The 18,806-nt window shown below is 67.1% G+C and carries 17 protein-coding genes; 15 read left to right on the plus strand and 2 right to left on the minus strand.

Features of this window, described 5'->3' with window-relative positions:
- Window positions 1–37: 37 nt before the first annotated feature.
- From HHX35_RS16865 to HHX35_RS16910, 10 genes are all read left to right on the plus strand, one after another.
- On the plus strand, window positions 38–658 hold the full coding sequence (locus tag HHX35_RS16865) for an SAF domain-containing protein (RefSeq protein ID WP_182899770.1): 621 nt from the start codon (window positions 38–40) through the stop codon (window positions 656–658).
- Window positions 652–1,374: a ParA family protein gene (locus HHX35_RS16870; RefSeq protein WP_182899771.1), complete on the plus strand. Its 723-nt coding sequence runs from the start codon at window positions 652–654 to the stop codon at window positions 1,372–1,374. Before HHX35_RS16865 ends, HHX35_RS16870 begins: the two co-directional genes overlap by 7 nt.
- Window positions 1,374–2,675, plus strand: a complete 1,302-nt coding sequence (locus HHX35_RS16875) for a CpaF family protein (RefSeq protein WP_182899772.1) — start codon at window positions 1,374–1,376, stop codon at window positions 2,673–2,675. The genes HHX35_RS16870 and HHX35_RS16875 overlap by 1 nt, the downstream gene beginning before the upstream one ends.
- Window positions 2,666–3,496 (plus strand): type II secretion system F family protein, encoded by an 831-nt coding sequence (locus HHX35_RS16880; protein WP_182899773.1) that lies wholly within the window; start codon window positions 2,666–2,668, stop codon window positions 3,494–3,496. Before HHX35_RS16875 ends, HHX35_RS16880 begins: the two co-directional genes overlap by 10 nt.
- On the plus strand, window positions 3,493–4,374 hold the full coding sequence (locus HHX35_RS16885; RefSeq protein ID WP_182899774.1) for a type II secretion system F family protein: 882 nt from the start codon (window positions 3,493–3,495) through the stop codon (window positions 4,372–4,374). Before HHX35_RS16880 ends, HHX35_RS16885 begins: the two co-directional genes overlap by 4 nt.
- A gap of 24 nt (window positions 4,375–4,398) precedes the next feature.
- Window positions 4,399–4,611, plus strand: a complete 213-nt coding sequence (locus HHX35_RS16890) for a hypothetical protein (RefSeq protein WP_182899775.1) — start codon at window positions 4,399–4,401, stop codon at window positions 4,609–4,611.
- A gap of 16 nt (window positions 4,612–4,627) precedes the next feature.
- Entirely contained in the window at window positions 4,628–4,975 is a 348-nt protein-coding gene (locus HHX35_RS16895) for a TadE/TadG family type IV pilus assembly protein (protein WP_259405139.1), read from the plus strand.
- 107 nt (window positions 4,976–5,082) lie between these two features.
- Entirely contained in the window at window positions 5,083–5,484 is a 402-nt protein-coding gene (locus tag HHX35_RS16900) for a TadE/TadG family type IV pilus assembly protein (protein ID WP_220505532.1), read from the plus strand.
- Window positions 5,484–5,900: a pilus assembly protein TadG-related protein gene (locus tag HHX35_RS16905; protein ID WP_182899778.1), complete on the plus strand. Its 417-nt coding sequence runs from the start codon at window positions 5,484–5,486 to the stop codon at window positions 5,898–5,900. The genes HHX35_RS16900 and HHX35_RS16905 overlap by 1 nt, the downstream gene beginning before the upstream one ends.
- On the plus strand, window positions 5,901–8,516 hold the full coding sequence (locus tag HHX35_RS16910) for a LysM peptidoglycan-binding domain-containing protein (protein WP_182899779.1): 2,616 nt from the start codon (window positions 5,901–5,903) through the stop codon (window positions 8,514–8,516).
- 132 nt (window positions 8,517–8,648) lie between these two features.
- On the opposite strand, the gene HHX35_RS16915 is transcribed toward HHX35_RS16910, so the two are convergent.
- Both HHX35_RS16915 and HHX35_RS16920 read right to left on the minus strand, forming a co-directional pair.
- On the minus strand, window positions 8,649–9,224 hold the full coding sequence (locus tag HHX35_RS16915; RefSeq protein ID WP_182899780.1) for a DUF6461 domain-containing protein: 576 nt from the start codon (window positions 9,222–9,224) through the stop codon (window positions 8,649–8,651).
- A 96-nt stretch (window positions 9,225–9,320) separates the two neighbouring features.
- Entirely contained in the window at window positions 9,321–13,784 is a 4,464-nt protein-coding gene (locus tag HHX35_RS16920; RefSeq protein WP_182899781.1) for a DNRLRE domain-containing protein, read from the minus strand.
- A gap of 1,204 nt (window positions 13,785–14,988) precedes the next feature.
- On the opposite strand from HHX35_RS16920, the gene HHX35_RS16925 reads away from it, so the two are divergent.
- The 5 genes from HHX35_RS16925 to HHX35_RS16945 all read left to right on the plus strand — a co-directional run bounded on the left by HHX35_RS16925 (window position 14,989) and on the right by HHX35_RS16945 (window position 18,805).
- The gene (locus HHX35_RS16925) at window positions 14,989–15,807 is read left to right on the plus strand and encodes a hypothetical protein (RefSeq protein ID WP_182899782.1); all 819 of its coding nucleotides are present in this window, start codon (window positions 14,989–14,991) and stop codon (window positions 15,805–15,807) included.
- A gap of 701 nt (window positions 15,808–16,508) precedes the next feature.
- Window positions 16,509–16,871 carry a hypothetical protein gene (locus tag HHX35_RS16930; protein WP_182899783.1) on the plus strand — a complete coding sequence of 121 codons (363 nt, stop codon included), beginning with the start codon at window positions 16,509–16,511 and terminating at the stop codon, window positions 16,869–16,871.
- Window positions 16,872–16,909: 38 nt separating this feature from the next.
- The gene (locus HHX35_RS16935) at window positions 16,910–17,338 is read left to right on the plus strand and encodes a hypothetical protein (RefSeq protein ID WP_182899784.1); all 429 of its coding nucleotides are present in this window, start codon (window positions 16,910–16,912) and stop codon (window positions 17,336–17,338) included.
- A gap of 15 nt (window positions 17,339–17,353) precedes the next feature.
- Window positions 17,354–17,653, plus strand: coding sequence for a hypothetical protein (locus HHX35_RS16940; RefSeq protein WP_182899785.1), 300 nt, complete (start codon window positions 17,354–17,356; stop codon window positions 17,651–17,653).
- Between the two features lie 72 nt (window positions 17,654–17,725).
- The gene (locus HHX35_RS16945) at window positions 17,726–18,805 is read left to right on the plus strand and encodes a DUF4192 domain-containing protein (protein WP_259405140.1); all 1,080 of its coding nucleotides are present in this window, start codon (window positions 17,726–17,728) and stop codon (window positions 18,803–18,805) included.
- Window position 18,806 lies beyond the last annotated feature (1 nt).

Raw genomic sequence — 18,806 nt, forward strand, 5'->3', positions numbered from 1 at the left:
TTTAGCGGCCACGAACAGCCCACCCACCGCGCGGCCCGTGCCAGGTAAGCGCCGCCCCGCGATGGCCGTCGTCGGCGTTCTCGCGGTCGTGTTGAGCGCGGTCACGGTGCTGCAGGTGTATCAACTGGCCGCGCATCGCACACAGGTCCTGGTCATGGCCCGTGACGTGCCGATCGGCCAGGTCATCGAGGCTCAGGACCTGACGAGCCTCGGGGTGGGCGTGGTGCCGGGGATGCAGTGGATCCGCACGCGGGACCGGGACGGCGTCATCGGCAAGCGAGCCACAGCCGACCTCAAGGCTGGGACGCTTCTCGCGCCCTCCCAGTTGGGCACGGCCCTCACCCCCGATGACGGCCAGCAGATCGTGCCGATCGCCCTCAAGGCGACTCAGCTCCCCGCACGCGGGCTCAAACCCGGCGACCGGGTCGTCGCGGCAGCCGTTCCAGAGGAAGGGCGGCAAGGCGTCGAGTACCGTGCGCTGGTCGACAAGGTCGGGCAGCCTGACGCCGATGGGACCGTGGTCGTGGACTTCCTGGTGCCGGCCACGACCGGTACGGCTCTGGCCCGCCTGGCGGCGGAGGGGAAGATCGCGATGGTGCTCGCGTCGAGAGCCGCTCAAACTCGCACGCCCGCCTGTCAGGCGGGGGCACCGTGCTGACCGTGATGTGCTCGGGCGGGCATGCCGCCGGTACGACCACCAGCGCGCTCGCGCTCTTCCTTGAGTGGCCGCGCCCTGCGCTGCTGGCCGAGGCGGATCCCGGAGGCGGCACCATCCTGTCCGGCTACCTGGCAGGCACGCCGCGCGATCGCGGCCTGGCCGAGTGGGGTGTGAAGATTCGCAGGGGAGTCGCCGCGGCCGAGGCGCTGTGGGACCAGCTCTACGCCACTCAGGACGGCAGGCTCATTCTCCCCGGCCTTGCCGAGCCCAAGCAGGCTATGGCCCTCCAACCACTCTGGCCGGAGATCGCGGGTTGCCTGGCCGCCCTGGATGAGGATGTGATCGTCGACCTGGGCCAGATGGGGCGGCCGGACACGCCGAATGACCTGCTGGCCCGGGCCGACCGGGTGTTCGTCGTCACCAGGCCCACGCTGGTCCATCTGCACGCCACAACCTCCGCCATCCGCGATGTGAAGGAGCTGCGCGGGCATCTGCCGGAGCCGGAGCTGATCGTGGTGGGGGACGGCCAGTACCAGCTCAAGGAAATCGGCAAGACGCTGGGTGCCAAGGTCGCGGCATGGTTGCCGTCCGACAAGTGGTCCGCGCCGGCGCTCGCGTACGGCGTTGGTCGCATCCGGCCGATGTCGCCCCTGATGCGCAGCGCACGGGCGTTCGCCGCCGCTCTCGTGGAGCAGAGCGATCAGGTGATGGCCTGATGGACGACCAGGACTTCCGCCGTGCCGTACGCGAACTGCAGCAGCAGGTCAACAAGGCGCTGGATGAGTCGGGCATCACGGGGGCGGAGGCGACTCTCCAGTACGGCAAGGCCGTCATTACGAACGTCGTCCGCACCTACGCGGACAACCTCGCCCTGCTCGGCCGGCCCGCCCCGACTTTGGACGAGGAGGAGAAGCTCAAGAAGGCCGTCGAGAACCGGATCTTCTATCTGGGTGACCTGCAGCCGCTGGTGGACGATCGCGAGGTCGAAAACATCGACGTCAACCGGTACGACCAGGTCTGGGTGACCTACACCGACGGACGCAAGGTGCCCGGGCCGCCGGCGGCCGACAGCGAGGACGAGCTGATCGAGAACGTCCGCCGCTGGGGCATCTACCAGGGGCAGAACGCCAGGGACTTCTCCACCGCCAGGCCGATCTTGCATAAGGCGCTGTCCAACACCGTACGGCTGGCCGCGGCGACCGGCATCACCCCGCACACGGCGTTCTCCATCCGTAAGCACGGCATGCTCGACGCCACGATGTCGGACCTGGCCGCCCGGGGAACCATGTCCTGGCCCGTCCGGCACTTCCTGCACGGAGTGATGAACGTCCCGATGAACGTGATCGTCGCGGGGGCGATGAACTCGGGCAAGTCCACCCTAGTCCGCGCTCTTGCTGGCGATATCGACCCGTTCGAGCGGCTCATCACCGTCGAGAACGAGCGCGAGCTGTTCCTGCACTTGATGCCTGAGCGGCACCACGACGTGCTCAGCTTCGAGGCGCGCGCCGCCAACTCCGAAGGCGAGGGCGCGGTCACCATGCGCCAGCTGATCGACGACGCGTTCCGCTTCAACGGCCGCCGCATCCTGGTCGGCGAGGTCCGCAGTGACGAGCTGGTCCCCATGCTGGTCGCGATGAACTCCGGCGGTCGTGGGTCGATCTGCACCATGCACGCCGACTCCGCGGAGGAGATCTTCCCCCGCATGGAGATCCTCGCCGGGACCATGCCCGCTGACGCGCTGTTCCGGCTGGTCGGCAAGGCCGTCGACTTCATCGTCTACCTCCGGCACGAGGTGAGCCACGATCCCGACGCGCCGATGAACGTCCGGTACATCTCGGAGATATTCGAGGTCCTGCCGCCGGCCGACTCGGTCGTCCCGGCAGTCAACCGGGTCTTCGTACCAGGGCCGGACGGGCGGGCCGTACCGAACGTCACTCCCCAGTGCATGGACAAGCTGGTCAAGGCGGGCTTCGACGCCACCATGTTCACCCCGGGAGCGGGTGGGCTGTGGAACTGATCGCAGCCCTCGCCGGAGGCGTGTTCGCCGCTGGGATCATCCTGGTGGTCGTGGGCCTGCGCCGGGTCCCGGTACGGCAGACCCGTCGCGCCCGGCCACGCGTGCCCAAGGTCGCCACCATTCCGCTCGCGCTGGCTCTTGGAGCCGCGGTCATCGTGTTCTGGCTGACGGGATGGCCAGTTGCCGCCTTCTCCGCCGGGGCCGCCGTGCTGCTCCTGCCTCGGGTTCTGTCCGGCCGGGAGGTGGCGCGCCGGATCGCCCGGCTGGAGGCGATCGAGACCTGGATCCGCCAGCTCGCCGACGCCCTGTCCGGGAGCGCGGGCATCGAAGAGGCCCTGGCCATCAGCGCCCGCAACGCACCCGAGCCGATCGCCGCCGAGGTCACGGCGCTCGCCCGCCGACTGGCCCTTCGTGTGCCGGCCGACAGCGCCCTGCGCGCCTTCGCCGACGAGCTGGACGACTTGGTCGGCGACATGGCCGCCGCCTCCCTGATCCTCGCCGCGGAGTCCCGGGGGCGCGGTCTGCGGGAGGTGCTCCTTGGACTCGCCCGGACCATCGGCATGGATGTGTCCGCTCAGCGTGAGGTCGAGGCCGAGCGGTCGCGGCACCGCACCACCGCCCGCTGGGTCATCGGCGCGCTGCTCGGCTACACCGGTTTCGCCCTGCTGAACCAGGAGTACGTGGCGCCGTTCGGCAGCTTCCTCGGACAGCTCGTCCTCGCCGGGGTCGCCGGGCTGTACGCCGTGACGTTCTGGTGGATCCACCGCCTCGGCAGCGCCCCGGAGACGGACCGTTTCCTGAACGAGGAGGCCACGGGATGACCTGGGCGGTGCTCGCCGCCGGAGGCACGATGGGCCTCGGCCTGTTCCTGATCCTGCTCGCCGTACGGCCCGGCCCGCCCGAGCTGGCCGCCTCGCTGGCGCGCCTCCAGCCCGGCGGTGGACCGGTTGAGGCGCACAGCGTGCCGGAGCGCGTCCGTCGTACGACCATCGGTGTGCTCGGCTCGTCCTGGCTGGGGAACCGCGCGAAGAATTCCGACCTGGCGATCGTCGGCAGGAGCCGGGAGACTCACCTTGGCCGTAAGGCGCTGCTCATGGCCACTGGCCTGTGCGGGCCGGCCCTCCTGTGGACGTATGGCTGGCTGCTCGGCGTCACCTTCCCCGCGATCATCTTGTGGGCGGCGTCGGTCGTCTTCGGCGCCGTGATGTTCACCGCGCCCGAGCTGTCGCTGCGGGTGGAGGCCGCCACCGCGCGGCGGCGCTTCCGCCGGGCGCTGGTCTGTTACCTGGACCTCGTCGCCCTGTGTCGGCTGGCCGGGCGCGGGCCGGCCGACGCGCTGGACTCCGCCGCCCGCGTCGGGAAAGGGCAGACGTTCAAGCGGCTGTCGTCCGCGCTCGATCCGGCCTTCCGCGGCACCGGCTCCGCCTGGGACGAGCTCACCCGCCTGTCACGGGAGCTGGCCGTGCCCGAGCTGGGCGAGGTCGCCGCGATCGCCAAGATGGCCGGCACCGAGGGCGCCAGCATCCTCGACACCCTCAAGGCCAAGGCGGCCAGCCTGCGCGAGAGCGAGATGGCCGCGCTGCTGGCGAGGGCGAAGAGCCGCACCGAGACCATGACCGTCCCCATGTCCCTGACCGTCGTCGGCTTCATGATCTTGCTGGGCTACCCGGCCCTGGCCCGGATGACCGGTGGTGGATGACCGTATGAGAGAAGGGTCCTTCGCATGCTGCACATCTACGGTCGCATGTTGGCGGTCGGCGCTTGGATCAACACCAAGGTCCCGCTCCTTCGGAGGCTTCGCCCCAAGGCCGGGGCGGACGCCGGCGAGGGCCCGCTGGGCTTCATCGTCCTCGCCGCGGCGATATTCCTGCTCGCCGTCGCGGTCGCAGCCAAGATCACGCAGGTTGTCAACGACTACATGGGGAAAATCAAGTGATCGCGGGTCGGCGCCGTTGGAGGCGGCCATCCTCTACCCGGTGGTCCTCACCCTGACCCTGCTCCTGGTCAACACGGCGCTGTGGTTCCACGCCCGCAACATCGCACTCGCCGCCGCCCAGGAGGGCGTACGGGTCGCCCGGGCGTACGGCTCCAACCTCTCGGCCAGCACTGTTGTCGCCGAGAGATTCGCTCAGAGGGTCGGCGGGTCCTTCCTGATCGCGCCGCACGCCAGCGCCGGCCGTACGGGCGGCACGGTATCGGTGACCGTGCAGGGAGAGGCACTCGCGTTGGTGCCGCTGCTCAAGCTAACGGTGACCCAGGTAGCCCACGCCCCGATCGAACGATGGTCGACTCCCACCTGATGCGCGTTAGAGATAGATCGCGAATGAGACCAGCCCGGCGCCGTGTCCATCGCGCCGAGCTGCAAGGCGCACGCCTGGGCCCCCGAGTCACCGCCGAGCGCGGGTCGATGACAGTAGAGCTGGCTGTTCTCGCGCCCGCGCTGGTCCTGGTGCTCGTGGCGATGGTCGCTGCTGGGCGGATCGTCATCGCGCATGGCTCGGTGGAGGCGGCGGCCCGCGATGCCGCCCGGCAGGCGTCCATCTCGCGTGACCCCTCCTCGGCGCGCACCGCGGCGCTGACGAGCGCGCGAGCGGCACTCGCTCGTGAAGGGCTTGAATGCGCGCCGACGGTCTCGGTGGACACGGGAGGGTTCTCCGCTCCTTTGGGACGGCAAGCCACGGTGTCCGCGACGGTGACCTGCGACGTGCGGTTCAGCGACCTCGCCCTGCCCGGCATCCCCGGTTCCAAGGTCCTGACCAGCCGGTTTACCAGCAGCCTTGATCCGTTCCGCGCCAGGGGAGACCGGTGATGCTCGACGGGGACAGAGGGTCGATCTCGGGGTTCGTCGTGGTCGTCATGCTGGCCGCCCTCGTATGCCTGGGCCTGGTTGTGGATGGCGGGCAGAAAATCCGCGCCTTTCGGGAGGCGTACGCGGTCGCGGAGGAGGCCGCACGTGCGGGGGCCGGCGTCGTCGACGTCGACCGCGCGTACGCCCAGGGCGGCCGGTTTGAGCTGGACACCGCCAACGCGCTGGCCGCGGCCCGCGCGTACCTCGCCTCGTCGGGGCACCGGGGGAGCGTCGCGATGGCGGGCGGACGGACGCTGCGGGTCACGGTGAACGTGTCCCGGCCGACCGTGCTGCTGTCACTGATCGGCGTCGCCGACGTGACGGCCACCGCGAGCGCCTCCGCCCGGATGCTGCAGGGAATCGAGCAGGGAGAGTAGATGCACAGCCACCGCCCGACCGCTGCCGCCATCTACTCGGCACTGGCTCTGGTGGTGCTGATCGCCGGGCCGCCCGTCGTCCTGCTCGGCTTCCTCGATCCACCGCACATCCCTACGCGGGCGGAGCTGGCCACGCCGGGCGATCCGGCATTCCTGGTGAACGCGCTGCTGGCCACGGCGTGGCTGTGCTGGCTGATGTTCACCTGGTCGGTGCTCGCCGAGCTGGTGCGCCGCCTGCGGAACGTGCATGAGCGTGCCGTGCTCCGGACGCCGTTCCAGCGGCTCGCCGCGCATCTCATCACGACGATCGCGATCTCGGCTGTCGCCCCGGCACCCCAGGCGGTCGCCGCCACGGTCACCGTCACCGCCACTCCCGTGGACGCTCCGACGGCCGCGCAGGAGGGCGTTGCCTCTGAGGCGGTTCAGCACACGACGTACCGAGTCAAGCCGCACGACACTCTGTGGGAGATCGCCAAGACACATCTGGGCGACCCCATGCGATACCAGGAAATCGTGAAGCTGAACGAAGGCCGGCAGATGACGGACGGAGCCACCTTCACCTCCGACGGCTGGATCCGCCCCGGCTGGGTCATCCGGATGCCGTCGGACGTCAAGGAGCCGGAGCCGCGGCACGCTCGGGTCCATGTCGTACGGGAAGGCGAAAGCCTGTGGGATATCGCCGAACGACATCTGGGGGACGGCAAGCGCTACAAGGAGATCTTCAAGCTCAACAAGGGCCGACCCCAGCATGACGGCGGGCAGCTCACCCATCCAGGGGAGATCGAGACTGGCTGGCGGCTGCGGCTGCCGGAGCAGGCCCCAGCGGACAGGGCTGCCGAGCGGACCATTGTCCGAGAGCCCGCTCCTGCACCTCAGGAGACGGTGACACCGCATGCCGTCGAAACCCCGGCGGCACTGCCGGCACACGCCGCACCGCGGGTGAGTATCGCCCTACCTGAGGGCGGCATGGTCGGCCTGTCGTTCGCAGCGGGCATCGCCGTCGCCCTGGCCGCCGTACGCGTACGGCAACGCGTCCGGCGACCGATCCCGGGGGCGTCGGAAGCCGTTCAGGTCGTGGCCCTGCCGAAGCCGGAGCCAGCGGTCCAGGCGGTTGACGAAGAGTTCCGGCAGGCCACCGACCCGGTTCCGGACGATTACGACCTGGTCAGGGATTCCTTCACTACCAAGCCCCCTGCCATGCTGGATGTCGGCATACGCGATGACCAGGTCGTCGCGGTGAACCTGCCGGGCCTGAACCTCTGCCTGAGCGGCGACGGAGCGGGAGACGTCGTGCGGGCGCTGTTCACGGCGCTCATCGCCCAGGCCGAAGCGCATCGCGTCGAACTCGTCATGCCCTCGGACGACGCGGCCGAGCTGTTCGGCGACGACTGGGACGCCCTCGCCATGCATCTGCCGGGCCTCACACTCACACCCACCTTCGACGACGCCGTGACGCACGTCGCCAGCGAGCACATCCACCGCACAGAACTGCTGCAGGACGCTGAGGTCAGCGACCTCGCCATGTTGCGAGCCAGCAGGCCGGATGAGCTGGTCCCGGAGCTGGTGTTGGTCGGCCGGCTGGCGGGGCGGGACTCGTCGTACCTCGAGTCGTTCATGGAATACGCCCCGCGCCTCGGAATCGGCGCCATCCTGCTCGAAGCCCGGCTCGGGGAGGACGGATGCGAGGTCGGGACCGACTTCCGAGCCGTTAGCGGCGACCTGGACGGCGCGGACCTGTTTCACCTCTCGCAGCAGGAGGCGATCGTCTTCCTACGGCGAATCGCTATGCAGCACGGTTACGAGGAGCCTGCCGAAGACGAGCCCGCGGCCGAGATTCCCGTCGTGGAGAACGCCCCGGCTACGACCCGCGTCCGCCTGCTCGTGCTGGGAGAGGTACGCGTGGAGATCGACGGAGAACCGGTCGACATCCCAACCGCCAAAGGCATGGAGATGCTCGTGCCCCTCGCGGTTCATCCCAACGGCCGGACCCGGGAGGAGATCTGCGCGGAACTATGGCCCGATGTCGGCGAACCCCAGGCCGGGTACCGCTTCCACGCCGCACTTAGTGATCTGCGCAAGCGGCTCTGGGCAGCCACGGGCACGACCCGCAAGGAGATGAACTTCATCGAAGCGGAAAGCGGAACGTACCGGATCGACCGCGAGCATGTCTGGATCGACCTCTGGGAGCTCCACCGTGCTCTCGCCGAGGCGCGGAAAGCTACAGATTCTGAAGGCAAGGCCGCCGCTCTGGACAGAGCCGCCGAGGTCTGCCGAGGTCACCTCGCCAACGGGGCGCCGTATCTCTGGATCGACCTCGACCACAGAGACCCGCTCACCCTCGCCTCCGTACGGGCGCTCCTCCAGCTTGGAGGCATCCACGAGAAGGCCGGCAGACCCAAGCGGGCTCTGGAAGTCATGGAACAGGCGCTGACGCTCGACCCCATCAACGAGGCCGCGGCGGCGACCGTTATCCGCCTGCTTATCGGACTCGGCCGCCGAGACGAGGCACGCCTACGCGCCCAGCACCTCAACGCCCACCTCGCCAGCCTCGACCTCGAGCCAACCCCGGAGACCCAGGCCGTCGTCCGGCAACTCCACACCCGCCGTAGATCCTGAGTGGGCCGACGGCAAAGGCTCCACGGCACCTTCTCGTCATGCCACACGTGTTGACTACCACCGTCGGTCCCTAGCAAAACTAGACTGTGGTCGTTCAGCAGCCCTCCAGAAAGAACTCCTACGTGTGATGACTTACACCACGCTGGACAGGACGAAGCGCGTGTGCTCCCTGTCAAGCCACTGGTCGGTCAGACGGACGTGGCTCAGGCGGGAGGCGAGGGTGAAGGCGGCGACCTTCCACTGTTCGTCAGGGAGCATGGTGAATGGCAGGTCCCAGGCGTAAGGCAGCAGGCGGTCGCGGGCGGCGGCGGGCCACTCGGCGACCGGGGATTTCGGGATGGTGGCGATCAGTCGCCCGTGGGCCGCGTAGTTCAACTCGACTTTGACGGGGCCGTCCCAATAGAGGCTGAGTGCCTCGCCGCCCTTGGAAAGAGCGGCGATGGTGCCGGGGGAGCGTCCCTCGCCGCCGTTCGGCTCGATGGCCAGGGACCAGTCGCCGAGCGAGCCGATGAGGACGGTCTGTAGGGCTTCGTCATAGTGCTCCATCTCGGTGTCCATGAAGGTCATGGGAATGCCGCTCGCGGGATCCGCGCCGAAACTGCGGGCCACCTCAGGAACATCCATTCCCTGACACCAAGTGACGCAGGCAGGGTCGCTCATCCAGTTGCTGACCAGCGCGCTGTAATGGGAAAGATCCTCGTCTGACATCCGGTCACCCTGGCACGATTGGATTTGGTCGTCAAGAAGGGTGCGCCGGCCCGTGGCCGCTGGTGCGGTCCGTGGCCGGCGCAAGGAATCGTCAGGTCAGTCGCTTGGATCGGTGCCGGAATACCATTCGTCGGGGACGGTCCTCGAATGCACGACTCTCACTTTGAACGGATCCTTCTCCAGAACGCGATATCGGCGCCATAGGATGTTCTGCCGGGCACCGCCCGAGGTGTTCGCGCTCTTTGTTATCGGCCGGACCGAGAAGTCCCACTGTGGGCTGGCTGCCCCTTCATGACTTTTGGCGAACGGGTACTCGTCACACTCCTTTCCTTCGCGTTGCTCCTCTGTCCAGTATTGTGCGCAGGCGGCGCCCATGACATCTCTGTTCGCCGTTTCAACCGCAGGGTCCATTGCACGGGTGAGCGGGGGTTCCCAACCGCCATACTGACTGATCTCGCCATTGCCTGGGAACTTCTTGTTGGTGCCTGGAGGCTTGGTATTGTTCGGATACCTGAATACGTATCCGATGTGCTTTGCGAATTCCTGGGCCTTGTTCGGCTCGCCGTTCACCTGGGCCGTGGTGCTTACCACCATCGTGGGCATCGCCCTGACCAGCACGCAGCCGCCGTAGTACATCACATTGGTGGGGGAGGTGTCGCAGTCGATGACGGGGGGATAGAGCCGCTCGGCTCCCCGTATCCGTGTCGGCCTGGTGTCATGGAAGCCGAGGATGCCGACGTACGGTCGCAGCGTGCAGGTCGCTAGCCGGTGTTCGTTGTTCGCCTGGCTCTCGTCCGAATGGAAGGTGAACTCCTCCGTCGGCGTGGTGTCCGCGTTCCACTGAGTGATGGACTTGTTGTTTATCTCGTTGCCGCTGGTCTGCACGCAGCCGCCGCTCACGCTCCAACTCGGCCGCAAGTAGACTGTGGCGTTCTTGTGGCTCATCGTTTTGCTGAACGGCCAGAAGTTGTTCAGCCGAATCCACGCGCTGATCTGCCGGGCCTCGTAGACGGAGGGCGGCCACACAATCGGCGAGCCGTCATCCGATTTCGGTTTCTTGATGCCTTTGCCGACGTAGGTGTTGATCAGAGCGGTGAACACCCAGGTCGCATCGTCGATCTCCTGACGGATCCAGCCGTCGGTCACGCCCCGCCAGATCGTCTTGTAGTAGTAGATCTTGTGGGTGTACTTGGTGCACCATCCAAAGGAGTTCTTGGTCCACCCCTCGTAGAAGGCGGCGCTCCACACCGCGTGGTTCTCGTCCTTGTCACACTCCTGGAAGGTCGCGTGCTTGTAGAAACTCCGGTTGGGCAGTGTGCCGGGCGCAGCGGCGGCCGACGTCTTCGACGGTTCCTCCGCGGTCTTCGCCGCGGGCGGCGTCGCTTCAGCGATGCGCAGGGACGACCATGGTGACCACGGGCCGCTGACGTCGCCCGCCACCGCACGCGCTCGCCAGCGCACAGTCCACCCTGGCTTCAGCTTGCCCGGCGGCACCTGAACGCTTGTGATCGTCTTGGCTGGGGCGTCGTGAACGGTCCCGCTCCAGATCACCCCCTTGCCCTGGGACGACCCGGCGGTGTGGGCGACCTCGACCTCGACACTCGAGCGGCGGTTAAGCCGATCCTTCACGTCGACCAGCAGGTACGGTTCAGCGGTGGCGCTGCCCCCTCCCTCGGTCCTGCCGGAACCACGGACCCGCAGATCGTCGGCTACCGGCCGTATCTGCGACACTGCGGAGGAGGCCGCCCAACCCGTGGTGAGGAAGTACCAGGAGTAGACGCCCGCCATCGTGTTGCCGGCCGTGTCCCGGGCCCCATCCACCTCGGCGTAGTAGACGCCGTCCAGTGGCTGCGATGGGGTGAAGGTCAGCACGGTGCCATTGGAGCCCATGGAGGTGGCTCCCGTGACCTCCTCCTCGGTGAAGATGTCCCACAGCGTCAGCCGGGCGTTCGTCACTGGCTCGCTGAAGGTGACCATGACCCGTGCGTTGGAGGGCACATCCTCAGCTCCGTCGGTCGGGTTCACCGCGACCACCTCAGGCGCCGTGGTGTCCTGGCCAGGCGGGGGCGTGCCGCCGCCGGTGTAGGTCACGGTCAGCGTCGGCGGGTGGTAACCGGTGTCCCGAGAAGAGGCGAATCCGCGGTCGTAGAGCGGTGCGCTGCCGGACTCGGTCGCCCCCCGCAGCACCAGCCCGTGGTCAGCCTGCCCGGACGCCCACGCCTGCACGATGCCGGTCACCGTCCACGACCACTCCACGTCGCTCGGCGGCGATCCGGAACAGCCGCCCGGGTCGCGGGCAACCGCCTCGTCGCCGCTGGCGGCGGAGGGCTGGTTGCTCCAGCCGAGCGTGTCGGCATCCCAAGAGCCGGTGATCCGGAGGGCTTTGATACCCGACGTGCTGTCGCCGCATCCGTAGGAGTCGACGTTCCATAGTTTCAGCCGTGCATCGGTAATCGTCTTGCCGGCCAATGCGGTCGTATCGAATTTGAGGTACGTGCGCTCCGCGGTGCCCGGAGCGCCGTAAAGACCGGCCCACAACGTGTCGCCGAACCGGTCAGTGTAGTCGTCGCTGTCCAGCCACAGGTCTGTCTCCAATGGCAGTGTGATCGTCTGCTCCCCGCCCGGTGGCACGGTCGGTGTCGGTGTCGGGCTGGGCGTCGTGCCCCCCACCGTGAACGACCAGCTGTACGGCTCGGCCATGACGTTCCCCGCCTCGTCACGGGCACCGGTCACCTTGCCGGTATAGACCGACGCCAGCAATGCGGCGGACGGTGCGAAGGTGAGAACCATGCCTTCCTGGTCCATGGCGGCGGCGCCCTGGATCGCCGTACCCGCCTGGTCGGTCAGTGAGAGCACAGCGCCGGTCACAGGTTCGTCGAAGACCACCCGCACTTGCGTTTGGGGAGGAGCGGTCCCCGTCTCCGCGTCGGGGCTGGTCTCGTAGACCTGCGGAGGCGTCGTGTCTGGTGTGGGGCCCGGGAAGCAATCTTGAGCCGACTCCCCGCACTCGGGAATCGTTTCCGACCAGTCCTCGTCCGGCAACGGTTTGGCGTCCTCCTCGCTCGGTGTGAACCCCTGCCGGGACTGCACCGCGATGGCCGTTGACTGCTCGCTGGTCGTGAGAGGGGCGTCCGACTCCAGTTCCGGCGAGCTCACCTGGTGCGCCAGCATTTCCTCGTACGAGGGGTCTCCCGTGACCTCGTCAGGGAAGACGGCGGCGATCTCCTCGGCGACCGCGGGCTCGTATCCGATAACCAGGCGCGGGCCGTGGGCGGGGTCGGGGTCGGTCGTCTCCTTGCTTCGGTAGCGGCGCCAGTTCGTGAGATCGGACTCGTTGCCCGCGGTGAGCTGGAACCCATAGTTGGCGCCGCCGTCGGCCCAGTTCTGCACGATCGGGTTCACGCTGTGGACGAGGTCCCATGGGTAGTCCATGTACCCCCGGCCGCAGTCGGGGCTGTAAGCGCCGTACTCGGTGTCCTGACCCGTTGTGGTAACTGCCGGCTGGTTCGACCAGGTCAGGGTGGTGACATCCCAGCGTTGGGTGACCCGGCGGGCGGTGATACCGGAGCCGACGTGCTCGCCGCAGTCATTGGACAGATAGTTCCACAGGATGAGGTCGGCGTTGGTCACCCGGCCGCCTCGCAGCGGAGAGTCCTCCGGAATGTCCTCGAAACGGATGTAGCCGCGCCATCGGACTGATCCGCTGTTCGACTTGCCGACGAGTATGCGGTCAAGCCCACTGTTGGCGTAGCCGTCCGGGTAGTCGGCGTTGTTGACGAAGGTGTCGTTGCCCACCGCACTGCTCGTCCAGTCCGTGGCGTTCACGGACAAGGTCACCGGGTAGGTCACCCCCGGGTCGGCGAGGAAGGCGGTGTCCGGCTTGATTACCAGTGTGGAGTCGCCCTCGACAGTGGTGACGGCCCGACCTACGCGCCCCTGCTCCGGATCGGTGTCGGTGGCGGCGTCGAGCATGAGGGTCGTGGAGACGTCCGCGATCTTCTCGGCCTTCGTGCCTGAGGTCGTGAGCATGGACAGGTTTCCGGAGAGGTTCTTTCCGTACCGGACACTGGCGGGAAGGCTGACCGGCACACGAAACTGTAGATCCTGCTGCGGTCGCTGCCGGATGACGATGTCCTGCCGGAAGCCGGTGGGGGTAGCGGTGACCACCAGGTCGATACCGGGTCCGTAGACCGACTTGTATTCGGCCCGGTTCCCCGATAACCGGGGAGCCGGCAGCTTGCCCGGCGCGTATACCTTGACCGTGCCTTTTCCAGCCTTGGGTAACTCTCCATCAACGGAGAGCAATTCTGTGTCGCCTCCGCTGGAGAGGCGCATTTCGGCTTTGGTCATGCGTGGCCGGATAGAACCGCCCTCCGACACCAAAGTAGTGTCGATGTCATGCCACTCGCCGTTCCGCTTGGTGCGGACAGGCGCGCCGTACATCACCGTCTGCAGCGTCTTGCCGTCGCTGTTGGCGTACGTGGTCGACGACTCGGTGCGGAGAGAGGGGATTTCTACCTGGGTCTTCCGCTGTGCCGCCTGTTGCCTGGCGATCTGCATGGGATCGTCCGCGGCGGGAGTCGGTGGCGTGAACTTCGCTTGTGAGGTGGCGGGGGTCGGGGCTGCGGTAGCGGCGGGAACGCCGACCATCAGCGATGCGACTAACCCGCTCACCATTAACAGAGAGGAACGACGGTAGGGGCGGCATAAAATGCCTCGATTCTCCACCTGGCTTGCCAACTCCAAGCATTACGCGGATCGATAACGTCAGTTGATCTTCTCATGGAACTACTGATCAAGAAATATCTTTACAAATGTGTTGAAGTCTGGTTAGATCCCGATCCTGGCGTGGCGAATGCAGTCAGTCATGACTGGAAAGCGGAACGTATTTATTGTGGGATACATGGGTCAGGTCCACATTGAGCCTTTCCGCGTGAGCGATCACGACGCAGTGTGATGCGTGCGGTGGGGGCGGCCGTGGCTCCAGTCGTAGGAGGACGTGGGTGACTTTGACGATGGCGCCGATCCGCCCAGGTTGAGGTGCCCGCTCCCTGATGCCCTCGCCTCGTCCAGGGTGGTGGCCAGGTCGGGCGCTTCGACTGTCAGGACATCGATGCCATCGTGCAGGTCGTAGGCAGTGCTGTGGCCGATGGCGTTGTCGGTGGCGAGTTGCCGCACGCGGGTCCCATCTGCGGCCAGTGCAGGACCTAAATGGCCTGCTGGACGGGTCGAGCGTGGGGGGTGCCTGCCCGCGTACCGATGGGTATTTTCCGTTCACGCCGTAGCCATAAGCGTGCTCATAGGGCGGCCAATCGAATGGCCAATGCTCGGCCAATGGTTCGCCACTTATGATTGGTCATGATCCCCATGGCGTTTCCCCTGGTCGGCGGCTTGTGGTGCGGCCTCTTGCCGACCCGACTGTATAGACGATCCCTATGATCGAAGGGTTGGGAGGGGCGCCGTGCTGGTTGATTTGACATGGCGATATCTTTCCGCATTTGCTGGGCGTCATTTCTCTGATTGGCTTTATCGCCCCTTGTCGCTTCGGTGTGAGTGATTGTCTCCTTTTAGTATTCTCCTTGTCGCTCGCTCGCTCGCTCGTTCCTCTTTGTGCTTTCTCAAAGACCCACTCCCTCCTCTTGGCCAGGGAAAACATGGTAAAGGCGCGCGGGATTTCATTGCGCCGGTCTCCGTCTCATGTTTCAATTGAATTGCCAAAAGAGAAGGGCGGCGCAAATGATGCGTCGCGGAGGTCGGAGGAAACATGTCGAACGGAGTTCCCGGTAAGTGCGTCCCTTCCAACGTTCCGGGGGAGAAGCTCACGCCGGAAGACATGGCGCGCGTGACGCCGGACGATTGGGCGGAGATTCAGCGGCTCGCACGCGGCTACTGCCGTACGGTCGACGCCACCCGTTCCCGTAAGCGCATGGACGGAAGCGCGACCATCGTTAAGCAGGGGCACGCGCCGTACGGGACGGACGACGTGTCGGACGACGTCACGCAGGACGCGGTACTTCTGTTCGCTCAGCGTCTGCGCGATGTCCTCGCGTCCTGTGCTCCTACCCCTGACAGTGGCCCTACCCGGGACACTCAGGCGTGGGTATACGTCCGCAGGGACGGCGGAGAGTTGACCATCACGCGGACGACCCTGCAGCGGTGGGCGGTTCGCGATGCCGCCGCACGCAACGGCTACCGGATCGATGTTCCGGCCGATGAGATCGACGCCACGCCGGGGGCTCAGCTCATGCGCGGTGTCCCGCGTACGGAGACGGTCACGGGGGCCGCCGTCGCGTTCTGTGTGTCTCAGCACAGCGCGGAGATGTTCCGTCAGGCGTTCGGGGACGGTCGGGACTTCCCGACCATCGGGCGCATGATCGATGTCGCGTCCAATGCTCAGGACCTCGGGCGGGCGGGCATCTTCAGCAGCCTTGCTCAGGCACGTTACGGGGGTGCGTACGGGTCGCGCCGGGCCGTGATCCGGGTGCGTGAGGCGGCACGCGCGGAGTGGCGGGAACTGTCGGAGCGTCTTGACGACGTCAGGAGCACGATGGTCCACAGCGGCATATGCAGCGAAGAGGACTAAGGAAAGCTCGCGAGAGGGCCCCAGAGGGTGTTCTGGGGCCCTTTCTTATTGCCGTGAGAACACGTCATCGCACACCTGAGACGACAAAAATCTTGAGAGGAGTGGACGCCTGGACCGATGTGCGCCCCGTATTTAAGTGAGAACGGAATCCGCCGGTGCGTCTCTGACGCGTTCGGTGTGATGTTCGCTCTCACCTCTGTTCTGCGTTGTGCGCTGTCACATCCCAGAACGGTTGCGGGCCGGAGCCTGCTGACTGTCCGCACAGTACGCGGTGACGTTGATAAAACGTCGCCGGGCGCGGACGGTCGGGCCGTTCCGGTCGCCGTATTTAGGTGAGAGCGAAATCCGCCGGTGCGTCTCTGACGCGTTCGGTGCGATGTTCGTTCTCGCAAAATCGTTCTGTGGCTCACGTAGCCGTGTCACAGGACGGCAAGGGGGCCGGAACGGTCGGCCGTCGGTGCGGCGCGCGCGGCAATGCTGCGGATATGTTGCCGCGTGCGGACGGTCGGGCCGTTCCGGCCACCGTATTTAAGTGAGAGCAATTCGCGCCGCGAGAGCGCCGGACACGGCGGAATCCGCCATACGCGAAAGCGCGTCCTGATTCCCGCATCCGCCGGACCGTACGAAGGCCGCCGGACAGGCGCCGCGAAAAGGGAGGCAACCGTATGGAGGTGAATTCTGCCGTCCGGGCCGGCTGGTCCGTGGGAGACCTGACGGTCTGCGGCGGGGGCCGCGTGATGCGCGTGGCCGCGTTGGGTGAGGTTCGCCCGGACACCGCGACTTTGGTGCCCGCCGCTGATCCCGGCGGCGCGCGTGAGTACGTGGTGACGGTGGCGCTCACGCCGATGCCCAAGGCTGCCGAGGTGATCACCTGTCTGGGCTGCCTGGCCAAGACCCATCTGTGGATCGACGCCACGCACACCAACCGGACTTCCGGGGTGCGTGTGCGGTTGATCCGGTGCTCACGCTGCTTCGCCGATGCCCTGGATTTCCGGGACTGCGAGATCCACGCGGTCAGCGCGGCCGCACGACCGCATCACCTGGCCCGCCGTCGCCGGTACTGACGGCCGCCATTCCACCTTTCTGAACCTTTGGAGTCGCCATGGCGATGACTCATGCCCTGACCCTGCCACCCGGATGGATCATCAGCTCCCGGCTGGTGCCCGCATGGCAGATCGACACCGATCACCTGTTGGAAGTGGAGGCCGCCGGGCGGACCGATGAAGGCCGGATCCGCTGGCGATACCGGCTGTCTCGGCGCCGCCGCACGATCTTCGCCGGGTCCGACATCTGCTCGGGTGTCGGCGCGGTTCTGACGCCCGGTGAGCTGATCAGCGCGGCGCGGACGGTCCTGCACTACCTGACACTGCGACCGGGCGATACCGACGCCGACTATTTCGACTCCTACACCAGGGGTCAGGTGGAGTGGCGCGACCGGTACGCCGAGGAACTGTCGATCTACGCGATGGACGAGTGGTGCGGCTACTGCGGCGGTGACCACGCCTCGCCCGGCTGCCCGTCCCGCAACTGAAAGGGGGGCACGATCATGGGACGGTGGTTCGGGCTCTGGCACGGCGGCAACGGGTACGGCCCGCCGCAGCCGGATGACCTGGAGGAGTTCTCTTCTCTGGTCGATGCCTGTCGCAAGCTGGCCGCTCGGCACCGGTACGGCTACTGGCAGCGCTCGCGCTTCGCCTTCACCCGCCGCGAGGCCGCCGACGTGCTCACCCCGTGCGTGGGGGACGACTGCGAGATCACGCTGTACAGCTCCGCTGACGGGCTCGACTACCCCGATCGGCGGATCTTCCTTGGACCGCGGGGCGGCGTGCGCATCGAGCGCTGCTGACTGCGCCCCTTTCTCATTCCATCGCCCTCGGCTGATCGCGCCGGGGGTTTCTTCATGTTCAGGAGGATGCTCATGACCTCTGGTCTGGATCACACGGTACGGCTGAGCCGTCCTGCGGACTTCCTCGCGATCGTGCCCTACATGCTGGGGTTCTATCCGGATCGAAGCATCGTCGCGATGGCGTTCGAACCCGCCGCCCCTGACAGCACGGCGCGGGGGTTGCGGTTCAGCGTGCGGTTCGACCTGCCGGACCGTTCGGAGGACACGCCCGACCTGGCCCGGCACTTCGCCGATCTGCTCACTCGTAACGGGACCGAGCGGGCGATGCTGATCGGTTACGGGCCGGGGTGGCACGTCACCCCCGTCATCGATGCGGTACGCGGCGCACTGTCCGAGGCGGGCATCGACACGATCGACGCGCTACGGGTTGAGGACGGCCGCTACTGGTCGTACATGTGCCCCGATCCCGACTGCTGCTCACCCGACGGCGTCCCGTACGACGCGGGAACCAATCCGGCCGCTGCTGCGGCGGTGTTCGCCGGGTACGTCGCCCGGCCCGACCGCGCGGCGCTCACGGCCATGCTCGCCCCGGCCGGCGGGCAGGACCGGGAACAGGTGCGCGCCGCCACCCGGGAAGCCTGCGGTCAGGCACGCGCCCTTCTGGCCGCTGGGGGCGATCACGACTGGTATCACGAGGGCCTCGACCACGTGACCACCGCGCTGGACCGCACCCAGGCGGGGCAGGAGCTTTCCGCCGATGAGGTCGCCTGGCTCAGTGTGCGGCTCAGTGCGATCTTCGTCCGTGACGCGGCCATGACTTTGATCGGCCGATACGACGACGACACGCACATCAGGCTGTGGACCCAACTCACCCGCAGGGTGGAACCGGACTTTGCCGCCCCTCCGGCCGCGCTGCTGGCGTTCCTTGCGCTGCGTACCGGAGACGGGCCGCTGGCGCGCGTCGCCGTGGAGCGGGCGCTGTCGGTCGATCCCCGCTACAGCCTGGCGCACCTGATCCGCACCGCCCTGGACTGCGGTCTACCGCCAGAGACCGTCTGCGGCATGGACTTCGCGGGAATGGCCGACGAGATCGCGGATAAGGCTGCGCAGTGCCCGGACGGGGCCCGCCCGGTGCTGCCGGTGGGGTGGTGAG

Origin of the sequence: Microbispora sp. H10830 (assembly GCF_014161375.1) — a bacterium.
Classification (GTDB): Bacteria; Actinomycetota; Actinomycetes; order Streptosporangiales; family Streptosporangiaceae; genus Microbispora; species Microbispora catharanthi.

Bases quoted from the DNA above. Each gene is read 5' to 3' on its own strand.
- HHX35_RS16875 (WP_182899772.1), top strand. From the start codon at position 1,374: ATGGACGACCAGGACTTCCGCCGTGCCGTACGCGAACTGCAGCAGCAG.
- HHX35_RS16885 (WP_182899774.1), top strand. From the start codon at position 3,493: ATGACCTGGGCGGTGCTCGCCGCCGGAGGCACGATGGGCCTCGGCCTG.
- HHX35_RS16890 (WP_182899775.1), top strand. From the start codon at position 4,399: ATGCTGCACATCTACGGTCGCATGTTGGCGGTCGGCGCTTGGATCAAC.
- HHX35_RS16900 (WP_220505532.1), top strand. From the start codon at position 5,083: ATGACAGTAGAGCTGGCTGTTCTCGCGCCCGCGCTGGTCCTGGTGCTC.
- HHX35_RS16905 (WP_182899778.1), top strand. From the start codon at position 5,484: ATGCTCGACGGGGACAGAGGGTCGATCTCGGGGTTCGTCGTGGTCGTC.
- HHX35_RS16910 (WP_182899779.1), top strand. From the start codon at position 5,901: ATGCACAGCCACCGCCCGACCGCTGCCGCCATCTACTCGGCACTGGCT.
- HHX35_RS16915 (WP_182899780.1), bottom strand. From the start codon at position 9,224: ATGTCAGACGAGGATCTTTCCCATTACAGCGCGCTGGTCAGCAACTGG.
- HHX35_RS16920 (WP_182899781.1), bottom strand. From the start codon at position 13,784: ATGCAGATCGCCAGGCAACAGGCGGCACAGCGGAAGACCCAGGTAGAA.
- HHX35_RS16925 (WP_182899782.1), top strand. From the start codon at position 14,989: ATGTCGAACGGAGTTCCCGGTAAGTGCGTCCCTTCCAACGTTCCGGGG.
- HHX35_RS16935 (WP_182899784.1), top strand. From the start codon at position 16,910: ATGGCGATGACTCATGCCCTGACCCTGCCACCCGGATGGATCATCAGC.
- HHX35_RS16940 (WP_182899785.1), top strand. From the start codon at position 17,354: ATGGGACGGTGGTTCGGGCTCTGGCACGGCGGCAACGGGTACGGCCCG.
- HHX35_RS16945 (WP_259405140.1), top strand. From the start codon at position 17,726: ATGACCTCTGGTCTGGATCACACGGTACGGCTGAGCCGTCCTGCGGAC.